22 protein-coding genes are annotated in these 21,627 nt (G+C 71.0%); 14 read left to right on the top strand and 8 right to left on the bottom strand.

What is annotated here, in order from left to right:
* Positions 1–119: 119 nt before the first annotated feature.
* Together NIE111_RS04345 and mshA are read right to left on the bottom strand one after the other, a co-directional pair.
* A complete protein-coding gene (locus NIE111_RS04345; RefSeq protein WP_112605262.1) occupies positions 120–635 on the bottom strand; it encodes a type III secretion system chaperone family protein in 516 nt (171 codons plus the stop codon).
* 56 nt (positions 636–691) lie between these two features.
* Positions 692–2,056: a D-inositol-3-phosphate glycosyltransferase gene (gene mshA / locus NIE111_RS04340; RefSeq protein ID WP_238683138.1), complete on the bottom strand. Its 1,365-nt coding sequence runs from the start codon at positions 2,054–2,056 to the stop codon at positions 692–694.
* Positions 2,057–2,260: 204 nt separating this feature from the next.
* On the opposite strand from mshA, the gene NIE111_RS04335 reads away from it, so the two are divergent.
* Positions 2,261–3,028, top strand: coding sequence for an SDR family oxidoreductase (locus tag NIE111_RS04335; RefSeq protein ID WP_238683137.1), 768 nt, complete (start codon positions 2,261–2,263; stop codon positions 3,026–3,028).
* A gap of 21 nt (positions 3,029–3,049) precedes the next feature.
* Positions 3,050–3,838 (top strand): class I SAM-dependent methyltransferase, encoded by a 789-nt coding sequence (locus tag NIE111_RS04330; RefSeq protein ID WP_238683136.1) that lies wholly within the window; start codon positions 3,050–3,052, stop codon positions 3,836–3,838.
* A gap of 136 nt (positions 3,839–3,974) precedes the next feature.
* Here NIE111_RS04330 and NIE111_RS04325 read toward each other — a convergent pair whose 3' ends face one another.
* Entirely contained in the window at positions 3,975–5,012 is a 1,038-nt protein-coding gene (locus NIE111_RS04325) for a UDP-N-acetylmuramate dehydrogenase (RefSeq protein WP_238683148.1), read from the bottom strand.
* A 114-nt stretch (positions 5,013–5,126) separates the two neighbouring features.
* Between NIE111_RS04325 and NIE111_RS04320 the strand changes: the two genes are divergently transcribed.
* The 7 genes from NIE111_RS04320 (at position 5,127) to NIE111_RS04290 (ending at position 12,963) form a co-directional block, all read left to right on the top strand.
* Positions 5,127–5,885 (top strand): maleylpyruvate isomerase family mycothiol-dependent enzyme, encoded by a 759-nt coding sequence (locus tag NIE111_RS04320; RefSeq protein ID WP_238683135.1) that lies wholly within the window; start codon positions 5,127–5,129, stop codon positions 5,883–5,885.
* 229 nt (positions 5,886–6,114) lie between these two features.
* Positions 6,115–7,419 (top strand): ABC transporter substrate-binding protein, encoded by a 1,305-nt coding sequence (locus tag NIE111_RS04315; protein WP_238683134.1) that lies wholly within the window; start codon positions 6,115–6,117, stop codon positions 7,417–7,419.
* 69 nt (positions 7,420–7,488) lie between these two features.
* The gene (locus NIE111_RS04310) at positions 7,489–8,487 is read left to right on the top strand and encodes a carbohydrate ABC transporter permease (protein WP_238683133.1); all 999 of its coding nucleotides are present in this window, start codon (positions 7,489–7,491) and stop codon (positions 8,485–8,487) included.
* The gene (locus NIE111_RS04305) at positions 8,484–9,317 is read left to right on the top strand and encodes a carbohydrate ABC transporter permease (RefSeq protein WP_238683132.1); all 834 of its coding nucleotides are present in this window, start codon (positions 8,484–8,486) and stop codon (positions 9,315–9,317) included. Before NIE111_RS04310 ends, NIE111_RS04305 begins: the two co-directional genes overlap by 4 nt.
* Positions 9,314–10,726 (top strand): GH1 family beta-glucosidase, encoded by a 1,413-nt coding sequence (locus NIE111_RS04300; RefSeq protein ID WP_238683131.1) that lies wholly within the window; start codon positions 9,314–9,316, stop codon positions 10,724–10,726. The genes NIE111_RS04305 and NIE111_RS04300 overlap by 4 nt, the downstream gene beginning before the upstream one ends.
* An 18-nt stretch (positions 10,727–10,744) precedes the next feature.
* Positions 10,745–11,752 (top strand): LacI family DNA-binding transcriptional regulator, encoded by a 1,008-nt coding sequence (locus NIE111_RS04295; RefSeq protein WP_238683130.1) that lies wholly within the window; start codon positions 10,745–10,747, stop codon positions 11,750–11,752.
* 314 nt (positions 11,753–12,066) lie between these two features.
* Complete coding sequence (locus NIE111_RS04290; protein ID WP_238683129.1) at positions 12,067–12,963, top strand: GNAT family N-acetyltransferase; 897 nt, start codon at positions 12,067–12,069, stop codon at positions 12,961–12,963.
* A 142-nt stretch (positions 12,964–13,105) separates the two neighbouring features.
* Here the strand turns inward: NIE111_RS04290 and NIE111_RS04285 are convergent, their stop codons facing one another.
* Entirely contained in the window at positions 13,106–13,897 is a 792-nt protein-coding gene (locus NIE111_RS04285; RefSeq protein ID WP_238683128.1) for an EI24 domain-containing protein, read from the bottom strand.
* A gap of 200 nt (positions 13,898–14,097) precedes the next feature.
* On the opposite strand from NIE111_RS04285, the gene NIE111_RS04280 reads away from it, so the two are divergent.
* From NIE111_RS04280 to NIE111_RS04260, 5 genes are read left to right on the top strand one after another with little or no spacing between them, the layout of a single operon-like run.
* Positions 14,098–15,006: an ABC transporter ATP-binding protein gene (locus tag NIE111_RS04280; protein WP_238683127.1), complete on the top strand. Its 909-nt coding sequence runs from the start codon at positions 14,098–14,100 to the stop codon at positions 15,004–15,006.
* A 12-nt stretch (positions 15,007–15,018) separates the two neighbouring features.
* Positions 15,019–15,753, top strand: coding sequence for an ABC transporter permease (locus NIE111_RS04275; protein WP_238683126.1), 735 nt, complete (start codon positions 15,019–15,021; stop codon positions 15,751–15,753).
* 11 nt (positions 15,754–15,764) lie between these two features.
* Entirely contained in the window at positions 15,765–17,033 is a 1,269-nt protein-coding gene (locus NIE111_RS04270; protein ID WP_238683125.1) for a sensor histidine kinase, read from the top strand.
* Positions 17,030–17,671 carry a response regulator gene (locus tag NIE111_RS04265; protein ID WP_266304340.1) on the top strand — a complete coding sequence of 214 codons (642 nt, stop codon included), beginning with the start codon at positions 17,030–17,032 and terminating at the stop codon, positions 17,669–17,671. The genes NIE111_RS04270 and NIE111_RS04265 overlap by 4 nt, the downstream gene beginning before the upstream one ends.
* A gap of 23 nt (positions 17,672–17,694) precedes the next feature.
* Entirely contained in the window at positions 17,695–18,663 is a 969-nt protein-coding gene (locus tag NIE111_RS04260; RefSeq protein ID WP_238683124.1) for a helix-turn-helix transcriptional regulator, read from the top strand.
* On the opposite strand, the gene NIE111_RS04255 is transcribed toward NIE111_RS04260, so the two are convergent.
* From NIE111_RS04255 to NIE111_RS04240, 4 genes are read right to left on the bottom strand one after another with little or no spacing between them, the layout of a single operon-like run.
* The gene (locus NIE111_RS04255) at positions 18,654–19,568 is read right to left on the bottom strand and encodes an SDR family oxidoreductase (RefSeq protein ID WP_238683123.1); all 915 of its coding nucleotides are present in this window, start codon (positions 19,566–19,568) and stop codon (positions 18,654–18,656) included. The genes NIE111_RS04260 and NIE111_RS04255 overlap by 10 nt on opposite strands.
* A 55-nt stretch (positions 19,569–19,623) precedes the next feature.
* A complete protein-coding gene (locus NIE111_RS04250; RefSeq protein WP_238683122.1) occupies positions 19,624–20,361 on the bottom strand; it encodes an alanyl-tRNA editing protein in 738 nt (245 codons plus the stop codon).
* 11 nt (positions 20,362–20,372) lie between these two features.
* The gene (locus NIE111_RS04245) at positions 20,373–21,260 is read right to left on the bottom strand and encodes an alpha/beta fold hydrolase (protein ID WP_238683121.1); all 888 of its coding nucleotides are present in this window, start codon (positions 21,258–21,260) and stop codon (positions 20,373–20,375) included.
* Positions 21,257–21,571, bottom strand: a complete 315-nt coding sequence (locus NIE111_RS04240; protein ID WP_121653557.1) for a DUF2516 family protein — start codon at positions 21,569–21,571, stop codon at positions 21,257–21,259. Before NIE111_RS04240 ends, NIE111_RS04245 begins: the two co-directional genes overlap by 4 nt.
* Positions 21,572–21,627 lie beyond the last annotated feature (56 nt).

Below are 21,627 nucleotides of genomic sequence, written 5' to 3'. Positions count from 1 at the left end.
GCGTGGGGCGTGGCGCGTGGCGCGTGGCGCGTGGCGCGTGGCGCGTGGCGCGCGGGGCTTGACGCGTGGCGCGCGGGGCTTGACGCGCGGGGCGCGGGCGCCGGGCGCCGGGAGGCGGGTCAGGTTGGGTCGGGGCCGGCGCCGGAGGGCTCGAAGAGGTGGGCGAAGGCGGCCAGGTTGGCTGTCGACTCGCCCCGCTTCACCCGCCACTCGTACTCGCGCCGGATCGAACTGCCGAAGCCGATCTCCAGCATCGTGTCGAACGACTCGTCGGCGTACGTGAGCACAGCGCCGAACAGTCGGTCCAACTCGTCGGCGTCCACGCCGGCCGGGTTGACCCGACCGGTCAGGTATACGTCGCCGACCGCGTCGGTGGAGAAGGAGACGCCGTACATCCGGGCGTTGCGCTGCAACAGCCAGGCCCACAGCTCCTCGCGGCGCTCGTCCGGCTGGCGCATCACGAACGCCTCGATCCGCAGCGCGTGCTCGCCGACGATCAGGTTGCAGATCGTCTTGAGCTTGTGGGTGCCCGGCAGCGTCACCGCGTACGAGCCGGGGCCGGTCGACTCCCAGGCCAGGTCCCGCTCGGCGCAGACCGACTCGATCAGGGTCGCAAGATCGCTCTTCGGGCTCACCGGACCCACTCTACGACCGACTCGGCCCGCGCACCGGGTGACGACTGGCGCCCGGGTCACCAGGAGCAGGAGAGCGCCGGGTCACCCGCCAGGTCGGCCGCGAGCCGGGCGCGGTGCCCGGCGATCGCCTCGCCGTAGACACCGAGCAGACCGTCGACGGTACGGTCCCAGGAGAAGTGCCGGGCGTGCTGCTCGGCACCTCGGGCCAGCACCGACCGCAGCGCCCGGTTCGGCAGCAGACTGCCCATCGCACGGGCCCAGTCGACCGGGTCGTGACCATCGATGAGTACGCCACTGACCTGGTCCCGGACGGCGGTGACCAGCCCTCCGACGGCGGCGGCCAGCACCGGCGTACCGCAGGCCTGCGCCTCCAGGGCGACCAGCCCGAACGATTCGTTGTGCGACGGCACCGCGACCAGGTCCGCCGCCCGGTACAGGGCCGGAAGGTCGTCCCCGGTGAGCGGCGGCAGGAACCGCACCCCGTCGCTGACCCCGAGCTTGGCGGCCAGCTCGATCAGGGCGGTCGGCCGGTCCAGCCCACTGCCGCTGGGCCCGCCGCAGATCACCACTGTCACCTGGTCGGCCAGCGCCGGATCGCGCTCCCGCAGCGCGGCGATCGCGCGGATCAGCACGTCGGGGGCCTTGAGCGGCTGGATCCGACCGACGAAGGCAACCACGTACCCGTCGACGGGAAGCCCCAGCCGGCGGCGGGCCTGGCGGGCGGCCGCGGACCTGTCACCCGGCGCGGGCCGGAACCGGGCCAGGTCGACACCCGGCTGCACGACGGACACCCGGTTCGGGTCGGCGTCGTAGCGGTCGAGCAGGTCTCTGGCCTCGACCCGGGTGTTGGCGACCAGCCGGTCCGCCTCGGCGACGACCTGCTCCTCGCCGATGACGCGGGCCTTGGGCTCCGGCCGATCCCCGGCCGCGAGCTGGGCGTTCTTGACCTTCGCCAGGGTGTGCGCGGTGTGTACCAGCGGCACCCCCCAGCGCTCCTTGGCCAGCCAACCGACCTGGCCGGAGAGCCAGTAGTGGGAGTGGATCAGGTCGTAGTGGCCGGGCGGACGGGACGCCTCGGCGCGCAGAACCCCGGCGGTGAAGGCGCAGAGCTGACCGGGCAGTTCCTCCTTGGTGAGGCCCTCCAGGGGGCCGGAGGTGATGTGTCGGACCTGCACTCCGGGCGCCATCTCGACCACCGGGGGGAGGTCACCGGAGGTGGCCCGGGTAAAGATCTCCACCTCCACGTTGGCCTCGGCGAGACGCCGGGCGACTTCGAGGATGTAGACGTTCATTCCGCCGGCATCACCCGTGCCGGGCTGGTGCAGGGGGGAGGTGTGTACCGACAGGGTCGCGATGCGGCGTGGCCGGGGCCACGGCCGGGCACCTCGCTGACGCCCGACACCGGTGTGCATTTCCGCCACATCCGCTCCTTCTTCACGGTTGATGCCGTCTCGCACGACCGGCGCTTCTCGGTCAACCTGTACGCCGGATGTCATCTTCCCCATCGGGCTTCGGAAATTCCCCGGCGCGGCCCCTCGGCGTGACGGACCTCATCACCGAACGCCCGCCAACGGCTGCCTACGCCCGGTCGGGGCGGGTCGTACGCCCGCTGTGACAATGTCGGGATGACCTCAGTCGCCATCGTCACCGGAGCGTCCAGCGGGATCGGCGCGGCCACCGCCCGCCGGCTCGCCGCCGACGGCTTCCACGTGCTCGCCGCCGCCCGCCGCGCCGAACGGCTCACCGACCTGGTCACCGAGATCACCGCCGCGGGCGGGCAGGCCACCGCCGTGACCTGCGACGTCACCTCGGACGATTCGGTGGCCCGGCTGGCCGAGGCCGCCGCCCAGGCACCCGGCCCGGTCACCCTGCTGGTCAACAACGCCGGCGGAGCGCGCGGGCTGGACCCGGTGGAGTCCGGCTCGGTCGCCGACTGGCAGTGGATGTACGACGTGAACGTGCTCGGCACCCTGCGGGTCACCCAGGCGCTGCTGCCGGCGCTGGAAGCCTCCGGCTCCGGAACCATCGTGGTGGTCTCCTCCACCGCCGGCCTGACGGTATACGAGGGTGGCGGCGGCTACACCGCCGCGAAGCACGCGCAGACCGCCATCGCCGGCACGCTCCGCCTGGAGCTGTGCGGCCGACCGCTGCGGGTCATCGAGATCGACCCGGGCATGGTGAAGACCGACGAGTTCGGGCTGGTCCGCTTCGAGGGCGACGCGGAACGGGCCGCCGCCGTCTACGCCGGGGTGCCGGGGCCGCTGGTCGCCGAGGACGTCGCCGACTGCATCGCCTGGTGCGCCACCCGTCCCGAGCACGTCAACATCGACCGGCTGGTGGTCCGGCCCCGGGCACAGGCCGCCCAGCACAAGGTGCACCGGGTCGGCCAGTGAAGCCCGGGCAGTGACGTCGGGATGAGCGGCGCGGCGCGGCGCCGGCCGGTCGGCGTGGTCACGCGCGGCACGACGAACCCGAACCGGCTTCGTCGGGTGGACAACTGGATCGTCGCCACCTGCGCCGACCGGCTGTTGGCGGCGGACGACCCCCTGGTGGTCGACCTTGGCTACGGCGCCACCCCGGTGACCGCTGTGGAGTTACGCGCTCGGCTGGCGGCCGGGGTCCGTCCGGACGTACGGCTGGTCGGGTTGGAGATCGACGCGGCCCGGGTGGCCGCCGCGGCGGGGGCCGCCGACCCACCCGGGCTGACGTTCGCCCGGGGTGGGTTCGAGTTGGCCGGGCTCCGGCCGGTGCTGGTCCGCGCGTTCAACGTGCTGCGACAGTACGACGAGAGCGAGGTGGCCGAAGCCTGGCAGACGATGACCGCCGCGCTCGCCCCGGGCGGAGTGCTCGTCGAGGGCACGTGTGACGAGTTGGGGCGGCTCGCCAGTTGGCTGCTGATCGACGCCGACGGCCCCCGGACGCTGACCCTGGCCGCGAAGCTCACCACGCTGGGCAGCCCTGCCGAGCTGGCCGAGCGGCTACCGAAGGCGCTGATCCACCGCAACGTTCCCGGTGAGCCGGTGCACGCGCTGATCCGCGCCTTGGACGACGCCTGGCAGGCCGCCGCCCCGTACGCCACCTTCGGCCCCCGCCAACGCTGGCTGCACGCGGTGACCCGCCTTCGCGAAACAGGCTGGCCCATCCTCGACAACCCCACCCGCTGGCGCCAGGGCGAACTAACCCTCCCCTGGCCCCTCCCCTAACCCACACCTGGCACGCCGATCTTGCACTTTCGGTTGGCGATTTGGCCCTTTTGCAGCCCTTATGTCACCGCAGAAAGTGCAAGATCGCGGGGAGCGGGTGGGAAGGCAGGGGCGGGGGCGGGGAGGGCGGCGGGGGTTAGAGGGTGCAGTTGATGAGGACTGGCTCGGGGTGCAGGGTTACGCCGAAGCGGGCGTGCACCTGGTCGCGGATGGTGGCGGCCAGGGTGAGCAGGTCGCTGGTGTGGGCGGTGCCGCTGCGGTTGGTCAGGGCCAGGGTGTGCTTGCTGGAGATGGCCACCCCACCCTCGCCGGGGTGGCCCTTGGCGAAACCGGCCTTGTCGATCAGCCAGGCGGCGCTCACCTTGACCAGGCCGTCCGCCCCTGGCCAGGCGGGCGGGTCGCCCAGCTCGGCGGAGCGTTCCAGGAGCTGTTCGTACGTGGCGCGGTCGAGCACCGGGTTGGTGAAGAAGGAGCCGACCGAGCGAGTGTCCGGGTCGTTGGCGTCGAGCACCATCCCCTTGCCCGCCCGCAGGCGCAGCACCACCGCTCGGGCGTCGGCCAGCGGCACCTGGTCGCCCACCTCGACACCGAGGGCTCGGGCGAGCTCCGCGTAGCGCACCGGCCCGGAGAGCGAGGACCTGGTGAGTCGGAAGTCGACTGAGAGCACCACCCAGCGGTCCATGTACTTGAAGATGCTGCCCCGGTAGGCGAAGCCGCACTCGGCGGCGGGGATGACCTGACGGGTGCCCTCGACCCGGTCGTACACCTCGACGCCGGTGATCGTCTCGGCGACCTCCTGGCCGTACGCGCCGACGTTCTGGATGGGGGTGGCACCGGTCGAGCCGGGGATGCCGGACAGGCATTCCAGCCCGGCCCAGCCGTTGGCGATCGTGGCGGCGACCAGGTCGTCCCACGGCTCGCCGGCGTCGACCCGTACGGTGACCGAGGTGGCGTCATCGGCGATGACCCGCATGCCACGGGAGCGCACCAGCACGACGGTGCCGGGGAAGCCGGCGTCGCCGATCACCACGTTGCTGCCCCCGGCCAGGATCAGGACCGGCTCCGCCGCGGCGCGTACCGCCTGGACGAGTTCGTCGGCACTGCCGGCGGCCACGATCCGCTCGGCCGGCCCACCCGTTCGGAGGGTGGTGTAGCCGGCGAGTGGACCGGGGATGGCACGATCGGCGTCGGTTGTCGGCTGGGCGGAGGCGTCTGGCACGCCCTTCACCTTAGGCTGACAAGTAGCCGTGGCACCCACTGGTCGCCCGGCACCCCCGGGAGGATGGCGATGAGCAGACTGCAGGGCAGCAAGGATTTCTGGATCGGGGCGCTCCGGACGGAGGGTCCGGCTTTCGCGGCAGCGGTGGCCGAGGCACCGCCGGAGACACCGGTGCTGTCCTGTCCGGGCTGGACGGTCAACGACCTCACACTGCACATGGCCGGCATCTACCACTGGGTTTCGTCGTTCGCCGGTTCCGGCCAGACCAGCCAGCCGCCTCGGCGGGAGAAGATCGAGGCTGACCCGGCCGTGAACGCGCTCCAGTTGTGGCAGCAGGGTTACGACAGGGTGATGACCCTCTTCGACGGGCTCGACCCCGAGGCGTCGGCGTGGAACTGGGCCCCGCAGCCGAAGAAGGCCGGTTTCTGGCCGCGTCGGATGGCGCACGAGACGGCTGTGCACCGTTGGGACGCCCAGCTCGCCATCGGGGCTGGTGACCCGGTGGAGGCGAAGCTCGCGGCCGACGGGGTGAGTGAGGTGCTGGACACGTGGCTGCCGGCGGGCCGGCGGCAGGTGCCCGGTGACTGGCACGGGGTGGTCCAGCTCTGCGCGACCGATGCGGCCCAGGAGTGGTATCTGCGGTTGCGCGGCGAGGGGGTGGCGCTGCTCGACACAGCGACCATCTTCGACCACGACGATCACCACGCTCGCGCCCAGGTCAGCGGCACTGCGAGCGACCTGCTGCTGGCGCTCTGGGGTCGGGTGAGCTTCGAGACGCTGGACGTCGCCGGTGACCGCACTCTGTTGGACGGTCTGCGCACCGGCTGACCGACCCATCACGAACGAGGGCGTCACCCCATTCGGGGTGGCGCCCTTCGTCGATGTCGGGGGTTACGCCGACTGCCGGAGGCCGCACCGGCGGCGAGCGTTCATCACGGGACCACAACGCTGAGAGAGCGCTCTCTTGACAGTGGGAAGGCGACCCACCACCCTGTCGTGAGAGCGCTCTCTTAGCCATCTGCCACCACCCGCCCGCCTTGAGAGAGGTCGATAACCCATGGCTGTCTTCCCGCGCCGCCGCCTCGCCGCGGTGGCCCTCGCCGCCGCCACCGCCCTGCTCGTCACCGCTGGCTGCGGCGGCGGCGACGAGCCGGGCGACGGACCGGTCACCCTGACCGTCGACGTCTTCGGCCAGTTCGGCTACGAGCAGCTCTACCAGGAGTACATGACCGCGAACCCCGGCGTGAAGATCGTCGAGCGCGGCACCGGCACCAACCTCGACGAGTACTCGCCGAAGCTCACCCAGTGGCTCGCCGCGGGCCGGGGCGCCGGCGACGTGGTGGCCATCGAGGAGGGCCTGCTTGTCGAGTACAAGGCCAATCCCGCGAACTTCGTCAACCTGCTGGACCACGGCGCCGCCGACCTCAAGGGCAACTTCCTGGAATGGAAGTGGAACGCCGGTCTGACCGCCGACGGCAAGCAGCTCATCGGCCTCGGCACCGACGTCGGTGGCATCGCCATGTGCTATCGCAAGGACCTCTTCGAGAAGGCCGGCCTGCCCACCGAGCGCGACGAGGTCTCCAAGCTCTGGCCCACCTGGCCGGACTACATCGCCACCGGTGAGAAGTTCGTCGCGGCCAAGACCGGCGCGTCCTTCCTCGACGCGGCCACCAACACGTTCAACACGATCCTGCTGCAGACCGCCGGCAACAGCAGCGGCTACAGCTACTACGACACCAGTGAGAAGCTGGTGGTCGACAGCAACCCCGCCGTACGACAGGCCTACGACACCACAATGGACATCATCGACTCGGGCCTCTCCGGCAAGTACGGATCCTGGTCGGAGGAGTGGGTTTCGGCCTTCAAGCAGTCGAAGTTCGCCACCATCGCCTGCCCCGCCTGGATGACCGGCGTCATCGAGGCCAACGCCGGCACTGACGCCCAGGGCAAATGGGACATCGCCCAGGTGCCCGGCAACGGCGGCAACTGGGGTGGATCACACCTCGCCGTGCCCAAGCAGAGCAAGCAGCAAGCCGAGGCGATCAAGCTGGCCAAGTTCCTCACCAGCGCCAAGGGGCAGATCGGGGCGTTCAAGGCCAAGGGTCCGCTGCCCTCCTCGCCGCAGGCGCTCGACGACCCGGCGATCACCGGCGCCACCAACGCGTACTTCTCCGGTGCGCCGGTAGGTGCCATCTTCGGCACCGGCGCGAAGAGCCTGAAGCCGGTCTACATGGGCCCGAAGAACCAGGCCGTACGGACCGAGGTGGAGAACGCCGTGCGGACCGTGGAGCTGGGTCAGCGCAGCCCCGCGCAGGGCTGGACCGACGCGGTGACCAACGCGAAGAAGGCCGCCGCCAAGTAGCCCGAGCGAGCGTGCGGGCGGGCCTCGGAGCAGAGGTCCCGCCCGCACGACGGAAAGGAGTTCTCGGGCATGACCGTCCAGCTCGACGCCCGCCCGCCGGCCCCACCGGCAACCGCTAACCGCCACCAATCCTCGGGTCGGCTCAGTCGATTCGACACCCGCTTCTCCCCGTACCTCTACATCGCCCCGTTCTTTCTGATCTTCGGCATCTTCGGGGCGTACCCGCTGGCGTACACCTTCTGGGTCTCGCTGCACGACTGGGACCTGCTCGGAGCCGACCATCCCTTCGTCGGGGCGGAGAACTACACCCGACTGCTGGCCGACGTCGACTTCTGGCACGCGCTGGTCAACACGCTGGGGATCTTCGTCATCTCCACAGTTCCGCAGTTGCTGGCGGCGCTCTGGCTGGCCAACCTGCTCAACCGGGGCCTGCGGGGGCGCACCGGGTGGCGGATGGCGGTGCTCGTCCCCAATGTCACGTCCACCGCCGCGGTGGCGATCGTGTTCGGGGTGCTCTTCGGCCGCGAGTTCGGGATGATCAATTGGCTGCTCGACCTGGTCGGGATGGACGCGATCGAGTGGAAGTCCAACCGGTTGGCCTCCTGGGTGGCCATCTCCGCCATGGTCGACTGGCGGTGGACCGGCTACAACGCGCTGATCCTGCTGGCCGCGATGCAGGCCATCCCCCGCGACCTGTACGAGGCGGCGGCGATCGACGGCGCCAACCGGGCCCGGCAGTTCTGGTCGGTCACAGTGCCGCTGCTCAAACCGACGATCATCTTCTGCGCCATCATCGCCACCATCGGCGGTCTGCAACTCTTCACCGAGCCCCGGATGTTCCACTCCGGCACCAACCCGATCCGCGGTGGGCCGCTGCGCGAGTCGCAGACGCTGACCATGTACATGTTCGAGAACGCCTTCGCCCCGCACTACAACTTCGGGTACGGCTCGGCAGTGGCCTGGCTGCTCTTCGCGCTCATCGCGATCGTCGCGGCGGTCAACGTGCTGCTCCTGCGCCGTCTCGGCGGCGGAGCGCGCCCCAGCGCCCGGAAGGGAACCACCCGATGAGCCGGCTCTGGCGGGCCAGCCCGCTCACCTACCTCGCCCTTGTCGTCGCCGTCGGCCTGTCGGTCTTCCCGATCTGGTGGATGTTCGTCGTCGCCAGCCGCAGCAACGACGCGATGGGCCAACTGCCACCCCCGGTCACCCCCGGCGGCAACCTGGGCGCCAACATCGCCCGCCTGTTCGACAACACCGACGCGTACTTCCTGACCGGCCTGATCAACTCGGCGATCGTGGCCACCACTGTGACCGTCTCCGTGGTGTTCTTCTCCAGCCTGGCCGGGTTCGCCTTCGCCAAGCTCAGGTTCCGTGGCCGCAACGCCCTGCTGCTGGTGATCATCGCGACCATGATGGTGCCGACGCAGCTCGGCGTGATTCCGCTGTACCTGCTCATGACCAAGCTGCAGTGGAACGACCGGCTGCCGGCGGTCATCGTCCCGGTGCTGGTCACCGGGTTCGGGGTGTTCATGATGCGGCAGTACGCCGGCCAGGCCATCAGTGACGAACTGATCGAGGCCGCCCGGATGGACGGCTGTGGCACCGCACGGATCTGGTGGCACGTCGTGCTGCCCGCCCTGCGTCCCGCCGCCGCCGTCCTCGGTCTGCTCACCTTCATGACCACCTGGAACGACTTCCTCTGGCCGTACGCTGTATTGAACGATCCGGCGAATCCGACAGTGCAGCTGTCCCTACGAGCACTGTCGGACGGGTACTACCAGGACATGTCGCAGGTGTTCACCGGAACGGCCATCGCGACGTTGCCCCTGCTACTGGTCTTCGTGTTGTTCGGCCGGCAGATCATCGGCGGAATCATGGAAGGTGCGGTCAAGGCGTGAACGAGCGGAGCGAGCCAACCAACCAGCCCAGTAACGAGATCCGGTTTCCCGAGAACTTCCTCTGGGGGGCGGCCACCGCCGCGTACCAGATTGAGGGTGCGGCCCGCGACGACGGTCGCGGTCCGTCCATCTGGGACACCTTCAGCCGTACGCCGGGCAAGGTGTACCAGGGCCACACCGGCGACGTCGCCTGCGACCACTACCACCGGTACGCCGACGACGTGGCGCTGATGGCCGAGCTGGGCCTTCGGGCGTACCGGTTCTCGGTCGCCTGGCCGCGGATCCAGCCCGACGGCACCGGCCCCGCCAACCCCCGTGGGCTGGACTTCTACGACCGACTCACCGACACGCTGCTCGCGCGGGGAATCGATCCGATCGTCACCCTCTACCACTGGGACCTGCCGCAGTCCCTCGGCGACCGGGGCGGCTGGACCAACCGGGACACCGCAGAACACTTCGCCACCTACGCCACGGCTGTGTACGCGCGCCTCGGCGACCGGATCGACGTGTGGACAACGCTCAACGAGCCGTGGTGCTCGGCCTACCTCGGTTACGCCAACGGCCTGCACGCCCCGGGTGAGCAGGATCCGGCGGCGGCCTTCACCGCCGTACACCATCTGCTGTTGGGGCACGGCCTGGCGGCGCGGGCGTTGCGGGCGGCCGGCGCGCGCAGCGTGGGCGTCACCGTCAACCCGGCCGACGTACGCCCGGCTGACCCGCAGAGCGCCGCCGACGCCGCCGCGGTTCGCCTGGTCGACGGCCTGCACAACCGGATCTTCCTGGACCCGCTGCTGGCCGGCGGCTACCCGGACGACGTCCGCGAGCACGTGGCCCGGATCGTCGAGCCGACGTTCATCCGCGACGGCGACGAGAAGGTGATCGCCGCCCCGATCGACCTGCTCGGGATCAACTACTACGCCCCGAGTTACGTGGCCGGTCGGCCCGACGGCGCCGGCAACGGCGCGTACCCGGGCACCGAGGGTGCTGTGCACTTCCTGCCGCCGGCCGGGCCGCTCACCGACATGGGTTGGATGATCGAACCGGCCGGGCTCACCCGTCTGCTGGAGCGGATCGCCGCCGACTACCCCGGTGTGCCGCTGCTGATCACCGAGAACGGCGGGGCGTTCCCCGACAAGCCGGGCGCCGACTCGCCCGACGGCCCGACGCAGGTGATCGACGCCGATCGCATCGCCTACCTCGACGGGCACCTCCGTGCGGCGCACGAGGCGATCTCCCGGGGCGTGGACCTGCGCGGTTATCTCGTATGGTCATTCCTGGACAACTTCGAGTGGGCGGAGGGTTACCGCAAGCGGTTCGGGATCGTGCACGTCGACTACCTGACCCAGCGGCGCACACCGAAGGCCAGCGCCCGGTGGTACCAGGAGGTGATCTCCCGGAACGGGCTGTGACGAGCGGGGGAAAGCGCGATGACGACGGCGCAGCGGCCGACGCTCGAAGCGGTGGCAGCGCGGGCCGGGGTGTCCCGCGCCACCGTTTCCCGGGTGGTCAACGGCTCCACCACCGTCGCCGAACCGATCCGCGAGGCGGTCACCCGGGCGGTCGCCGAGTTGGGGTACGTCCCCAACCTGGCGGCCCGCAGCCTGGTCACCCAGCGCACCGACTCGATCGCCCTGGTCATGCCGGAGGCGGCCACCCGGGTCTTCTCCGACGACCAGGTCTTCCCCGGCATCATCCGGGGCGTCAGCCAGGAGTTGGAGGCGGCCGACAAGCAACTGGTGCTGATGCTCGCCGGCTCGCCGGCCGGGCACCATCGGGTCGAGCGGTACACCACCGGCCGGCACGTCGACGGCGTGCTCTTCGCGTCGCTGCACGGTGCCGACCCGCTGCCCGGCACGCTGGCCCGACTCGGCATCCCGGTGGTGGTCAGCGGCCGCCCGCTCGGCGACGTGCCCGTCCCGTACGTCGACGTCGACCACGTGGCCGGGGTGACCGCAGCCGTCCGGCACATGATCGACAGCGGTCGCCGACGGATCGCGACAATCGCCGGGCCACAGGACATGGTCGCCGGGATCGAACGGCTCAGCGGTTACCGCAGCACTGTCGCCGACGCGGGGCTGCCCGAGCTGATCGCCATCGGCGACTTCACCCGGGAATCCGGGTCGGCGGCGATGCGCCGCCTGCTCGCCGAGCATCCCGACCTCGACGGCGTCTTCGCCGCCTCCGACCTGATGGCGCACGCCGCCCTGCGGACGCTTCGCGAGGCTGGTCGGCGGGTGCCCGACGACGTGGCGGTGGTCGGCTTCGACGACATCGAGACCGCCGCCTACACCGAGCCGCCGCTGACCACCGTCCGGCAGCCGATCGTGGAACTCGGCCGCCGGATGACCCGCCAACTGCTCCGGCTGGCCGCCGGGGAGAGCATCGAGGAGGCGATCATGCTCCCCACCGAGCTGATCCGCCGCGCCTCCGCCTGACCGCGCCTCCGCGCCTCCGCGCCTCCGCGCCTCCGCGCCCGCCGCGCGGCACGCGCCGGGCCCGCCCTGCAAGATCCGCACAACTTCAGGGAAATAGTGGCCTCCCGGCGCTCGGAGGCCACTATTTCCATGAAGTTGCTGCCTGCAGGTCGGTCTCAGGCTGCGGACGCACATGGTTAATGCGTCGCTCAGGCGGACGACCTTGGTTAGCCTCGCCGACATGCCGGATCCTGTCGCGCTGCCGTACGTGCTCAGCTTTATCCACCAACCCGTAGAGGTCGAGGCGGTCGCCGCCGTACGGATAGGGGCCTGACATGCGTATCCGTGTGGCACAGCCGGACGACGCCCCAGGTGTGGTGGCGCTGCGGACGATCGTCTACCCGTATCTGGTGCGCGGGGTCGAGTCGACCCGGAAGATGCTCGCCGAGCCCCCACCCGAGGAGGGCTGGACCGCCTTCGTGGCCGAGGTCGACGACCAGGTGGTCGGGTGGACGTCCGCGCAACGCTCCGGCTGGACCTCCACCCCGGACTTCGGCGAGATCTCGATGCTGCACGTGCACCCGGAACACCGGCAACAGGGCCTCGGCACGGCGCTGCTGACCACCGCCACCGACCACCTCCGCCAGCTGGGAATCCGTCGGATACGCGCGATGGCGCAGACGGACGGGCTGCCGTTCGCTCGCCGGCACGGTTACGAGCCCAGCCGGGAGGTGCGCTACTCGGCGCTCGACCTCAACCCGGCACCCGCGCTACCCGAGCCGCCCCCGGGCGTACGACTGTTGCCGATCTCCGACCTGGACCCGCACCTGCTGTACGAGGCCGACGTGGCCTCGGCCGCCGACGAGCCGGGCGACGTGCCGGTCGACTCGATCAGCTACGAGAGCTGGCAGTACGACGTCTGGAACAACCTCGGCCTGGACAAGGCGGCCAGCACCGCCGCCGAGGTAGATGGTGTGGTCGCCGCCTTCAGCCTGGTCAAGCGGGACGGGGACCGGATGTGGTCGGACTTCACCGGCACCATCCCGGAATACCGGGGGCGGGGCCTCGCCCGGCTCACCAAGACCGCCGCGCTGCACCGGGCCGCCGCGAACGGCGTGCGCGTCGCGTACACCTCGAACGACGAGGCGAACGGGCCGATGCTCGCGATCAACACCCGGCTGGGCTACCGCCAGGTGGCATCCCAGTGGACCTGCCTGGCCGACGTGACCTGACCGGCAGCCACCCGCGCGTCAGCGACCCCCGCCCGCGCCGATCTTGCACTTTCGGTCGCCGATATGTACGGAATGCCCCCTATGCCGCGACAGAATGTGCAAGATCGCGGAAAGGTGCGGCTCGACCAGGGTGATCTCCACGTCAGCTCTCCTCGATGGGCTGGCCCATCGAGCGACGGGCCAGCAACGTGGCACCGGCGACCGCGGCCGGCATGATCAACACGGCGCCGAGCGGGATCAGGAAGCAGAGGAAGACGGCCACTCCGAAGCCGAGCGCTGTGGGCCGGTCGGCCTTCAGGATCGTCCGGCGCTGCGGCAGCCGCATCCCCCGTCGGTAGAACGGTGCACCCACCAACTCCACGGCGAGGAACCACCCGCCCACTGCCGCCCCGATGACCGGGACGACCGTCTGGCCGACGATCGGGATGAAGCCGGCGACGAAGAGCGGGATGCCGACCAACGCCGTGAGCGCCACCAGGCGTACCGAGTCGGCGAGGCTGCGGCGCAGCGACGACCAGAAGGGCACCTCCACCGCCCCCGGCGTGCCGCCGTACCGCTGCTCGACCTGCTCGGAGATCTTCTCGTAGAACGGGTCGCCGATGACCAGGGTGACAGCGGTGAAGGTGAGCACGCCAAGCAGGCCGCCGAGCCCCAGGAAGGCCAACCCGGCGATCACCCGGACCAGGCTGCGGCCGGTGCTCGACCAGTCGTCGGCGAACGGGGTGACCAGCGCGGCGAGGTCGTCCACGAAGTACACCAGGGTGGCGAGCGCGGCCAGGAAGAGCGCGCCGGAGATCAGCGCCGGCACGATGCCGAGCAGCATCAGCCCCGGGCTGCGGACGTAGAGGCCCAGCCCGCGCAGGAGCAGCCCCGCCCCGGCGAGGAAGCGTCCGACGACCCCGGTCACCGGGCTGGCGATTCTGCTGGCATCCACGATCGAGCAGCCTAACCAGCCGTGATCGGATCCGCCGGGCGGAGCGCTAGCAGCGACTCACCTCGTACACATCAACCGGTTGACGGACGGCAGTGATCCACCGGGGACGCCGAGGTTCGTCGCTGACCGGTCGATTCGCCGGCGGGCCACCCCGACAACCCTTGAGGGGTACGAAGTCAGCGGCGGCGGAAGGCGGCACGATGCCGGTCATCGAGGTGACCCACCTGAAGAAGCGGTACGGCGACCTGGTGGCGGTGGACGACGTGTCGCTCGCCGTGGAGGCCGGGGAGATCTTCGGCGTCCTCGGTCCGAACGGCGCCGGCAAGACCACCACGGTGGAGTGTGTCGCCGGGCTGCGTGTCCCCGACGGGGGCGGGGTGTCGGTCCTCGGGCTCGACCCTCGCGGGGACGCGGCCCAGCTACGCCAGCGGGTCGGGGTGCAACTCCAGGAGAGTCAACTGCCGGACCGGTTGCGGGTGGCCGAGGCGCTGGAGCTGTACGCCTCGTTCTACAGCAACCCCGCCGACCCGGCCGAGCTGATCGACAGGCTGGGCCTAGGCGACAAGCGGAACACCGCGTACAAGAAGCTCTCCGGCGGTCAGAAGCAGCGGCTCTCCATCGCGCTGGCCCTGGTGGGCAACCCGGAGATCGCCATCCTCGACGAGCTGACCACCGGGCTGGACCCGCAGGCCCGCCGGGACACCTGGGGCCTCATCGAGCAGGTCCGCGACAGCGGGGTGACGATCGTGCTGGTCACCCACTTCATGGAGGAGGCCGAGCGGCTCTGCGACCGGGTCGCGGTGATCGACCGGGGTCGGGTGGTCGCCCTGGACAGCCCGGCGGGCCTGGTGTCGTCTGTGGCTCCGGAGCAGCGGATCCGGTTCCGGCCCTCGGCTCCGGTCGACGACCGACTCCTCACCGACCTGCCTGAGGTGTCCGCCGTGCAGCGCACCGGCAGTCAGGTGGTGGTGACCGGCACCGGTGAGTTGCTGCACGCCGTCACCTCGGTGCTCGCCCGCCACCAGATCGTCGCCGCGGACCTGCGGCTGGAGCAGTCCACCCTCGACGACGCCTTCGTCGAGCTGACCGGGCACCGGCCCGCCAACTGAGAGGGAGCCGGCATGCACGCCTTCCGCAACATCCTGAAGACCGAGGCGCGGCTCTACCTCCGGGACCTGCCGACGCTCCTCACCACGATCGGACTGCCGACCCTGATCCTGGTGGTGCTCGGGCTGATCCCCTCGCTGCGCAAGCCGGACCCGACCTTCGACGGGCAGACCTTCGTCAGCTACTTCGCTCCGTCGCTGCTGGTGGTCACCCTCGCCATGGTCGGGGTGAACATCCTGCCTTCGGTGCTGGCCACCTACCGGGAACGCGGCGTCCTGCGTCGGCTGGCGACCACCCCGGCGCACCCGGCGGCTCTGCTCGCGGCCCAACTGGTGCTGGCCCTGGCCGGGATCCTGGCCAGCGCGCTGCTGCTCATCGTCGTCGCCCGGCTCGCGTTCGGGGTGCCGTTCCCCCGGCACCCGCTCGGCTTCACGCTGGCGTTCATCCTCGGCACGGCCGCGCTGTTGTCGCTCGGCCTGCTGGTCGCCGCCGTGGCCCGCACGACGAAGGCGGCCCAGGCCCTGGCCGTGCCGCTGTTCCTGGTGACCATGTTCTTCGGCGGGGTCTACCTGCCTCGGTTCCTGCTCCCGGACGTCGTGGCGCGGATCGGCGACTACACGCCGCCCGGGGTGCAGGCACTCCTCGATGCCTGGACCGGCACCCCGCCGCAGCCGCTGCACCTGGGGATAATGGCGGTGATCGCCGTGGCGGCCGGCGCCAGCGCGGCGAAACTGTTCCGCTGGGAGTGAGCGGAGATGCGATGACCTGCAACGGTGGGCACGACCGTCTGGCCAGTTGGCGGGAACGCGAGGCGAGCCTCTATCGGGTGTTCCCCTTCGGCGGGCTGACCCTGGGCACCCTGCTGGCCCTCGTCGCACCGGCACCCGCTCATCTGGGGGCACTGCCCACCCTCGCCATCGCCGTGGCGGCCGGATGCTGGGTCGCCTGGTTCGTCACACTGCACCCCGGCTGGCAGAGTCGGCGCACGCTGATGGCGGTCTACTACGCCGGCCTGCTCACGTTCGCCGCCGCACTGGTGGCCGCCAGCCCGTGGTACGGCTTCTTCGCCTGGATCGGCTACATCCACGCCTTTCCGGTGCTGCCCGGGCGCTGGCGGGTCGCCGGGGTGGTCACCACTGCCGCCCTCGTCGCCACGTCGCAGGGCGGCGGTCTGTCGGTGGTGACGTCGCACCTGCCACTCTGGCTGGTGCTGGTGCTGTTCAACCTGGTGGTGGCCGGCTCGGTGACCTGGTTCGCGATGATCGCCGAACAGGAGGACGCCAAACGCAAACGGTTGGTGGCGGAACTCGGCGAGACCAACCGCCAACTCACCGAGACGGCCAGTGAGAACGCCGGGCTGCACGCCCAACTGCTCACCCAGGCCCGGGAGGCCGGCGTGCTGGACGAACGGCAACGGATGGCGCGCGAGATCCACGACACCCTGGCGCAGGGGTTGACCGGCATCATCACCCAGTTGGAGGCGGCCGAGCAGACCCGCGACCGGTCCGCCGACTGGCGTCGGCACGTCGACAACGCGCTCGCCCTGGCCCGGGAGAGCCTCACCGAGGCCCGCCGTTCGGTACAGGCGGTCCGTCCGGAACCGTTGGAGACGGCCCGACTACCGGACGCCCTCGTCGATCTGGGCGGGCGCTGGTCGGCCCTGAACGGGGTACGGGCCGACGTGGCCACCACCGGCACCCCCCGCCCACTGCATCCTGAGGTCGAGGTGACACTGCTACGGGCCGCCCAGGAGGCGCTGTCCAATGTGGCCCGGCACGCCGCCGCGTCGCGGGTCGGGCTGACCCTGTCGTACATGGCGGACGTGGTCACGCTCGACGTCCGCGACGACGGGGCGGGTTTCGACCTCACCGACCAGCCGCTGCCCCGTGAGCCGGGCGGCGGGTACGGGCTGACCGCCATGCGGCAACGGGTGACGAGGGTAGGTGGCGAGTTGGCAGTCGAATCCGAGCCGGGCGGCGGCACCGCCATCTCGGCGTCCGTCCCCGCGCTACCCGGAGGTGCCGGTTGACCGCCCCGGTTCGGCTGCTGATCGTCGACGACCACCCGGTGGTGCGGGACGGCCTGCGGGGGATGTTCACCGGCGACCCCGATTTCGAGGTGGTGGGCGAGGCGGCGGACGGTTCGGAGGCGTTGGCCCTGGTCGCGACGCTGCTGCCGGACGTGGTGCTGATGGATCTGCGGATGCCCGGCATGGATGGGGTGACCGCCATCGGCAGGCTGGCTCGCGCCGGCAGCACCGCCCGGGTGCTGGTGCTCACCACCTACGACACGGACGCTGACGTGCTGCCGGCGATCGAGGCCGGCGCGACCGGCTACCTGCTCAAGGACACACCTCGGGAGGACCTGGTTCGGGCGGTCCGGGCTGCTGCCCGGGGTGAGTCGGTGCTCGCGCCCAGCGTCGCCGGCCGGCTGATGGGCCGGCTGCGCGCTCCCGCGGAGGAGCCGCTCAGTCAACGGGAGTTGGAGGTGCTCACCCTGGTGGCCCGCGGTGCCTCCAACCGGGAGGCGGCGACCCGCCTGTTCATCAGCGAGGCCACAGTCAAGACGCACCTGCTGCACCTGTACGCCAAGCTCGGGGTCAACGACCGGGCTGCCGCGGTGGCCACCGCGTACGACCGGGGGTTGCTGACGCCCGGCGGGCGGTGAGCGGCACCGGGCAGGATGGGCGGATGCGCGCGTCCCGACTGATCTCTTTGCTGTTGCTGTTGCAGTCGCGCGGGTCGATGACCGCGAGCGAGCTGGCGCGGGAGCTGGAGATCTCCGAGCGGACCGTCTATCGGGACGTTCTGGCGCTCTCGGCGGCGGGCGTGCCGGTCTACGCCGACCGGGGGCGGGCCGGCGGTTACCGCCTGCTCGGCGGGTACCGCACCCGACTGACCGGGCTGACCCGGGACGAGGCGGAGGCGCTCTTCCTCGCCGGGCTGCCCGGACCGGCCGGCGAGATGGGGCTCGCCGACGCTGTCGCGTCCGCCGAGTTGAAGGTGCTCGCCGCGCTGCCACCTGCCCTGCGCGACGCGCCGGCCCGTGCCGGGCAGCGGTTCCACCTGGACGTGCCGGGCTGGTTCCGGGAGACCACGCCACCGCTCTGGCTGCCCGAGCTGGCCCGGGCGGTCTGGGGCGACCGGGTGGTGGCGCTTCGCTACCGACGCGGCGACCGGGAGGTGACCCGCCAGGTCCAGCCGTACGGCTTGGTGCTCAAGAGCGCGGTCTGGTATCTGGTCGGCCGGGTCGGCGACGATGTGCGCACCTACCGGGTGGACCGGGTCACCGCTGTCGAGGTGGGCGACGAGCACTTCGACCGCGACGAGGGCTTCGACCTGGCCGGGCACTGGCGCGAGCAGGCCGGGTCGTTTTTGCGGACCATGCTGCGGGCCGAGGTCGCCGTCCGGCTGAGCCCCGCCGGCCTGCGCCAGCTCCGGCACCTGGTCGATGCCCCCTTCGTGTACGACGAACTGGTCGCCGCCGCCAGCCCACCCGACGGGCAGGGCTGGGTGGTGGCCCGGCTGCCCGTCGAGTCGGTCCCGGTGGCGTACCGCCAACTGCTGGGGCTCGGCCCCGAGGTCGAGGTCATCGACCCACCCGAGCTGCGGCGGTTGTTCGCGGAGAGCGCCGAACGGCTCGCCGCGCTCTACCGGTAGCCGGTCACGTCCGACGGCTTGCCCGCGTCGACCACCTCGGTGATGTAGCGGAAACCCTCGGGTTGGCTGCCGTCGAGGTCGGTGAAGCCGTACACCTTGGACAGCGTGCCGGCGTCGACGGACGTGCCGCTCCAGCGGGCCTTCTCCTCGTCGGCGGCGAGCGCGGCCACCGCCCGGCCGACGAAGGCCGGGGTCTCCGAGATGAGGAAGTTCGGGTCGGTGGCGGCCCCGTCGCGCCAGTTCTCCTCGGTCACGCCGAAGTGCTCCAGCATCGCCTCGGAACGGATCCAGCCGGGGGTGAGCGCCACGGCCGTGCAGCCGTGCGGCTTCAGCTCGTGCGCCTGGCTGAAGGCGAGCCGGTTGACCGAGACCTTGGCGAGGTCGTAGAAGACCGACAGTCGGTAGTTCTCGTCGTTGTACGCCTTGGTGCCGTCGCCCATCTCCACCACCAGCCCGCCGGGCTTGCGGATCAGCAGCGGCAGGGCGAAGTGGCTGGTGATGATGTGCGTGTCGACTGCCAGTCGCAGGGTACGGAAGCCGGCGTCGAGTGGCTGCTCCCAGACCGGCTTGTCCCAGGTGACCAGCGGGTCGCCGCCCCAGATGTCGTTCACCAGCACGTCGAGGTGGCCCTGCTCGGCGTCGATCCGGGCGACCAGGTCGCGGACCTGCTCGGGCACCAGGTGGTCGACCTGAACGGCGATGCCGGTGCCACCGGCCGCGCTGACCAGCTCGGCGGTCTCCTCGATGGTCTCCGGTCGGTCCATCTCGGAGCGGCCGGCCCGGGAGCTGCGACCGGTGGCGTAGACAGTGGCACCGGCCGCGCCGAGCTGAACGGCGATCTGCCGCCCGGCACCACGGGTGGCACCGGCGACGAGCGCGATCTTTCCTGTGAGCGGTTGTGTCATGCCTGCGACGTTGTCAGCAATACCTGACAACCGACGTCCGAATTCGGTACTCGATCTAGTCGACCAGTCGGACCCGGACCCGACGGTTGGCCCGCCCCTTGCTCTCCACCTTGACCACCTGGACCTTGCCGATCTGGGCGGTGGAGGCGACGTGGGTGCCGCCGTCGGCCTGCACGTCCAGCCCGACGATGTCGACGATCCGGACCTCCTGCTCGCCCGGCGGGATGAGGTTGGACTGGGTACGGATGATGTCCGGCAGGGCCAGCGCCTCGGTGCGCGGCAGCACCCGGGTGGCGACCGAGCGGTCGGCGGCCACCTCGGCGTTGACCAGCTCCTCGATGCGGCTCTTGAAGTCTGGCGGCACCTCGGGAAGGTTGAAGTCCATCCGGGCCTCACCCGGTTCCATGGAGTTACCCGTGACGAGCGCGCCGAAGTCGCGAAACACCACACCGCAGAGCACGTGCAGGCCCGAGTGGGTACGCATCAGCCGGGTGCGGCGCTCGTCCTCCACCGCGCCGGCGACCTCGGTGCCGACCGGCGGTAGCGGGTCACCCTCGGCGGGGATCAGGTAGGGGTCGTCGCCCTTGCGGGTGCCGACGATGCGGGTCTGTACGCCCTGCCAGAGCAGCACGCCGTGGTCGGGTGGTTGACCACCGCCGCCCGGGTAGAACGCCGAACGGTCCAGCACGATGCCCTGCTCCGCATCGGAGTGCAGGACCGTGCACGTCCATTCGCGCAGTGTCGGGTCGGCAAGGTCCAGCCGGTGCGTGCGGCCGTGCTGTGTGACGCCCATGACAGGGCAGGTTACTCGTTCAGGAAGCCGGAGATGCGGTCCCGCAGATCGGCGCGTTCCGTCCAGAGCACGCCGGGCCTGTCGTACACGTGCAGGGTGGCCTGGGGCAGCGCGACGGCGAGCCGCTCGGCGACCTCGACCGGGTGCAGGTCGTCGCCCGCGCAACCGATCACCAGCGCCGGCGCGGTGACGCCCGTCAGGTCACCGATCTGGCGCAGCGGTGTCTGGTCGGTGAGCGTGGCCAGACCGTCGGCGAGACCGTCGCGGAGCAGTTGGTCGAGCCGTTGTCGCAGGTAGGCCCAGCCGGCCGGGGTGTTGCGCACCGCCGGGGGCAACTCCAGCGTGACGATGTCGGCGACCGCCGAGGCGTCCCCGCTCTCCACCGCCTCCAGCAGGTCGGTGACGCGTTCGCGGGCGATCGGCCCGCGTGGCTCGTCGAGGACCGCCGGCAGGAAGAAGACAAGCTTGTCGAAACGCTCCGGGCTCTCCACGAGGAGCCGGCAGAGGGCACCCGCGCCGAGGCTCGCGCCGAACGCCCGGCTGGCGCCGCCGAGGTCGGCGATCGCCCGCAGATCCCGGGCCAGGTCCAGGTAGTCCCACGGCCCGTCCGGGGCTTCGGAGCGGCCGTGCCCACGGAACTGGAAGAACACCTTGCGGCCGTTCACCCCACTGCCGAACGGTCGGGTGGTGGCGATGCCGTGGCCCAGCCCGTGCGCGAACACGGTGACCGGATCACCGGTGCCGGTGACCAGCCGCTCCAGCCGTACGCCGTGCGGGGTGTCGACCAGCTCGGTCTCCGGCTCCGGCAGTGCCGGCCGGCCGGTACGCGGCCCACCCGGCCCGGGCCCCCAGGTGCGGGGCCCGCTGTCGGGTGGGGGCGGCCAGCGAAAACCTCTCACCAGAACCCTTTGCCGTCGCTCAGGTCGCGCAGACCGACCCGGACATCGAGCAGGTAGATCAGACCGGCGGCGATGCCGACCAGTCCGAAGAGGCTGATCGGACCGAAGCCGAGCAGGGTGAGCACGAGGCAGACCGCCAGGATGGCGATCCAACCGCCCTTGGGCAGCGTCCCGATGGCGGGGAAGGCGTCGGAGCGCTGCGTGACGGCGTGCACCAGGGCGACGCCCTGAACGATCAGCGCGAAGACGAGCAGGATCAGCTCGATCACGTCACGGACGGCAAAGGCGAAGATCGGCGCGGCGTTGGCCATGTCGGCCAGTTTATGTCCACGACCCCGGCTACGTCCGACAAGGACGCCGCCGGGGT

Origin of the sequence: Micromonospora hortensis (assembly GCF_022230935.1) — a bacterium.
Classification (GTDB): Bacteria; Actinomycetota; Actinomycetes; order Mycobacteriales; family Micromonosporaceae; genus Micromonospora; species Micromonospora hortensis.
The sequence above is the reverse complement of the archived record's forward strand: the minus strand, read 5'-3'. Positions and strand labels throughout refer to the sequence as shown.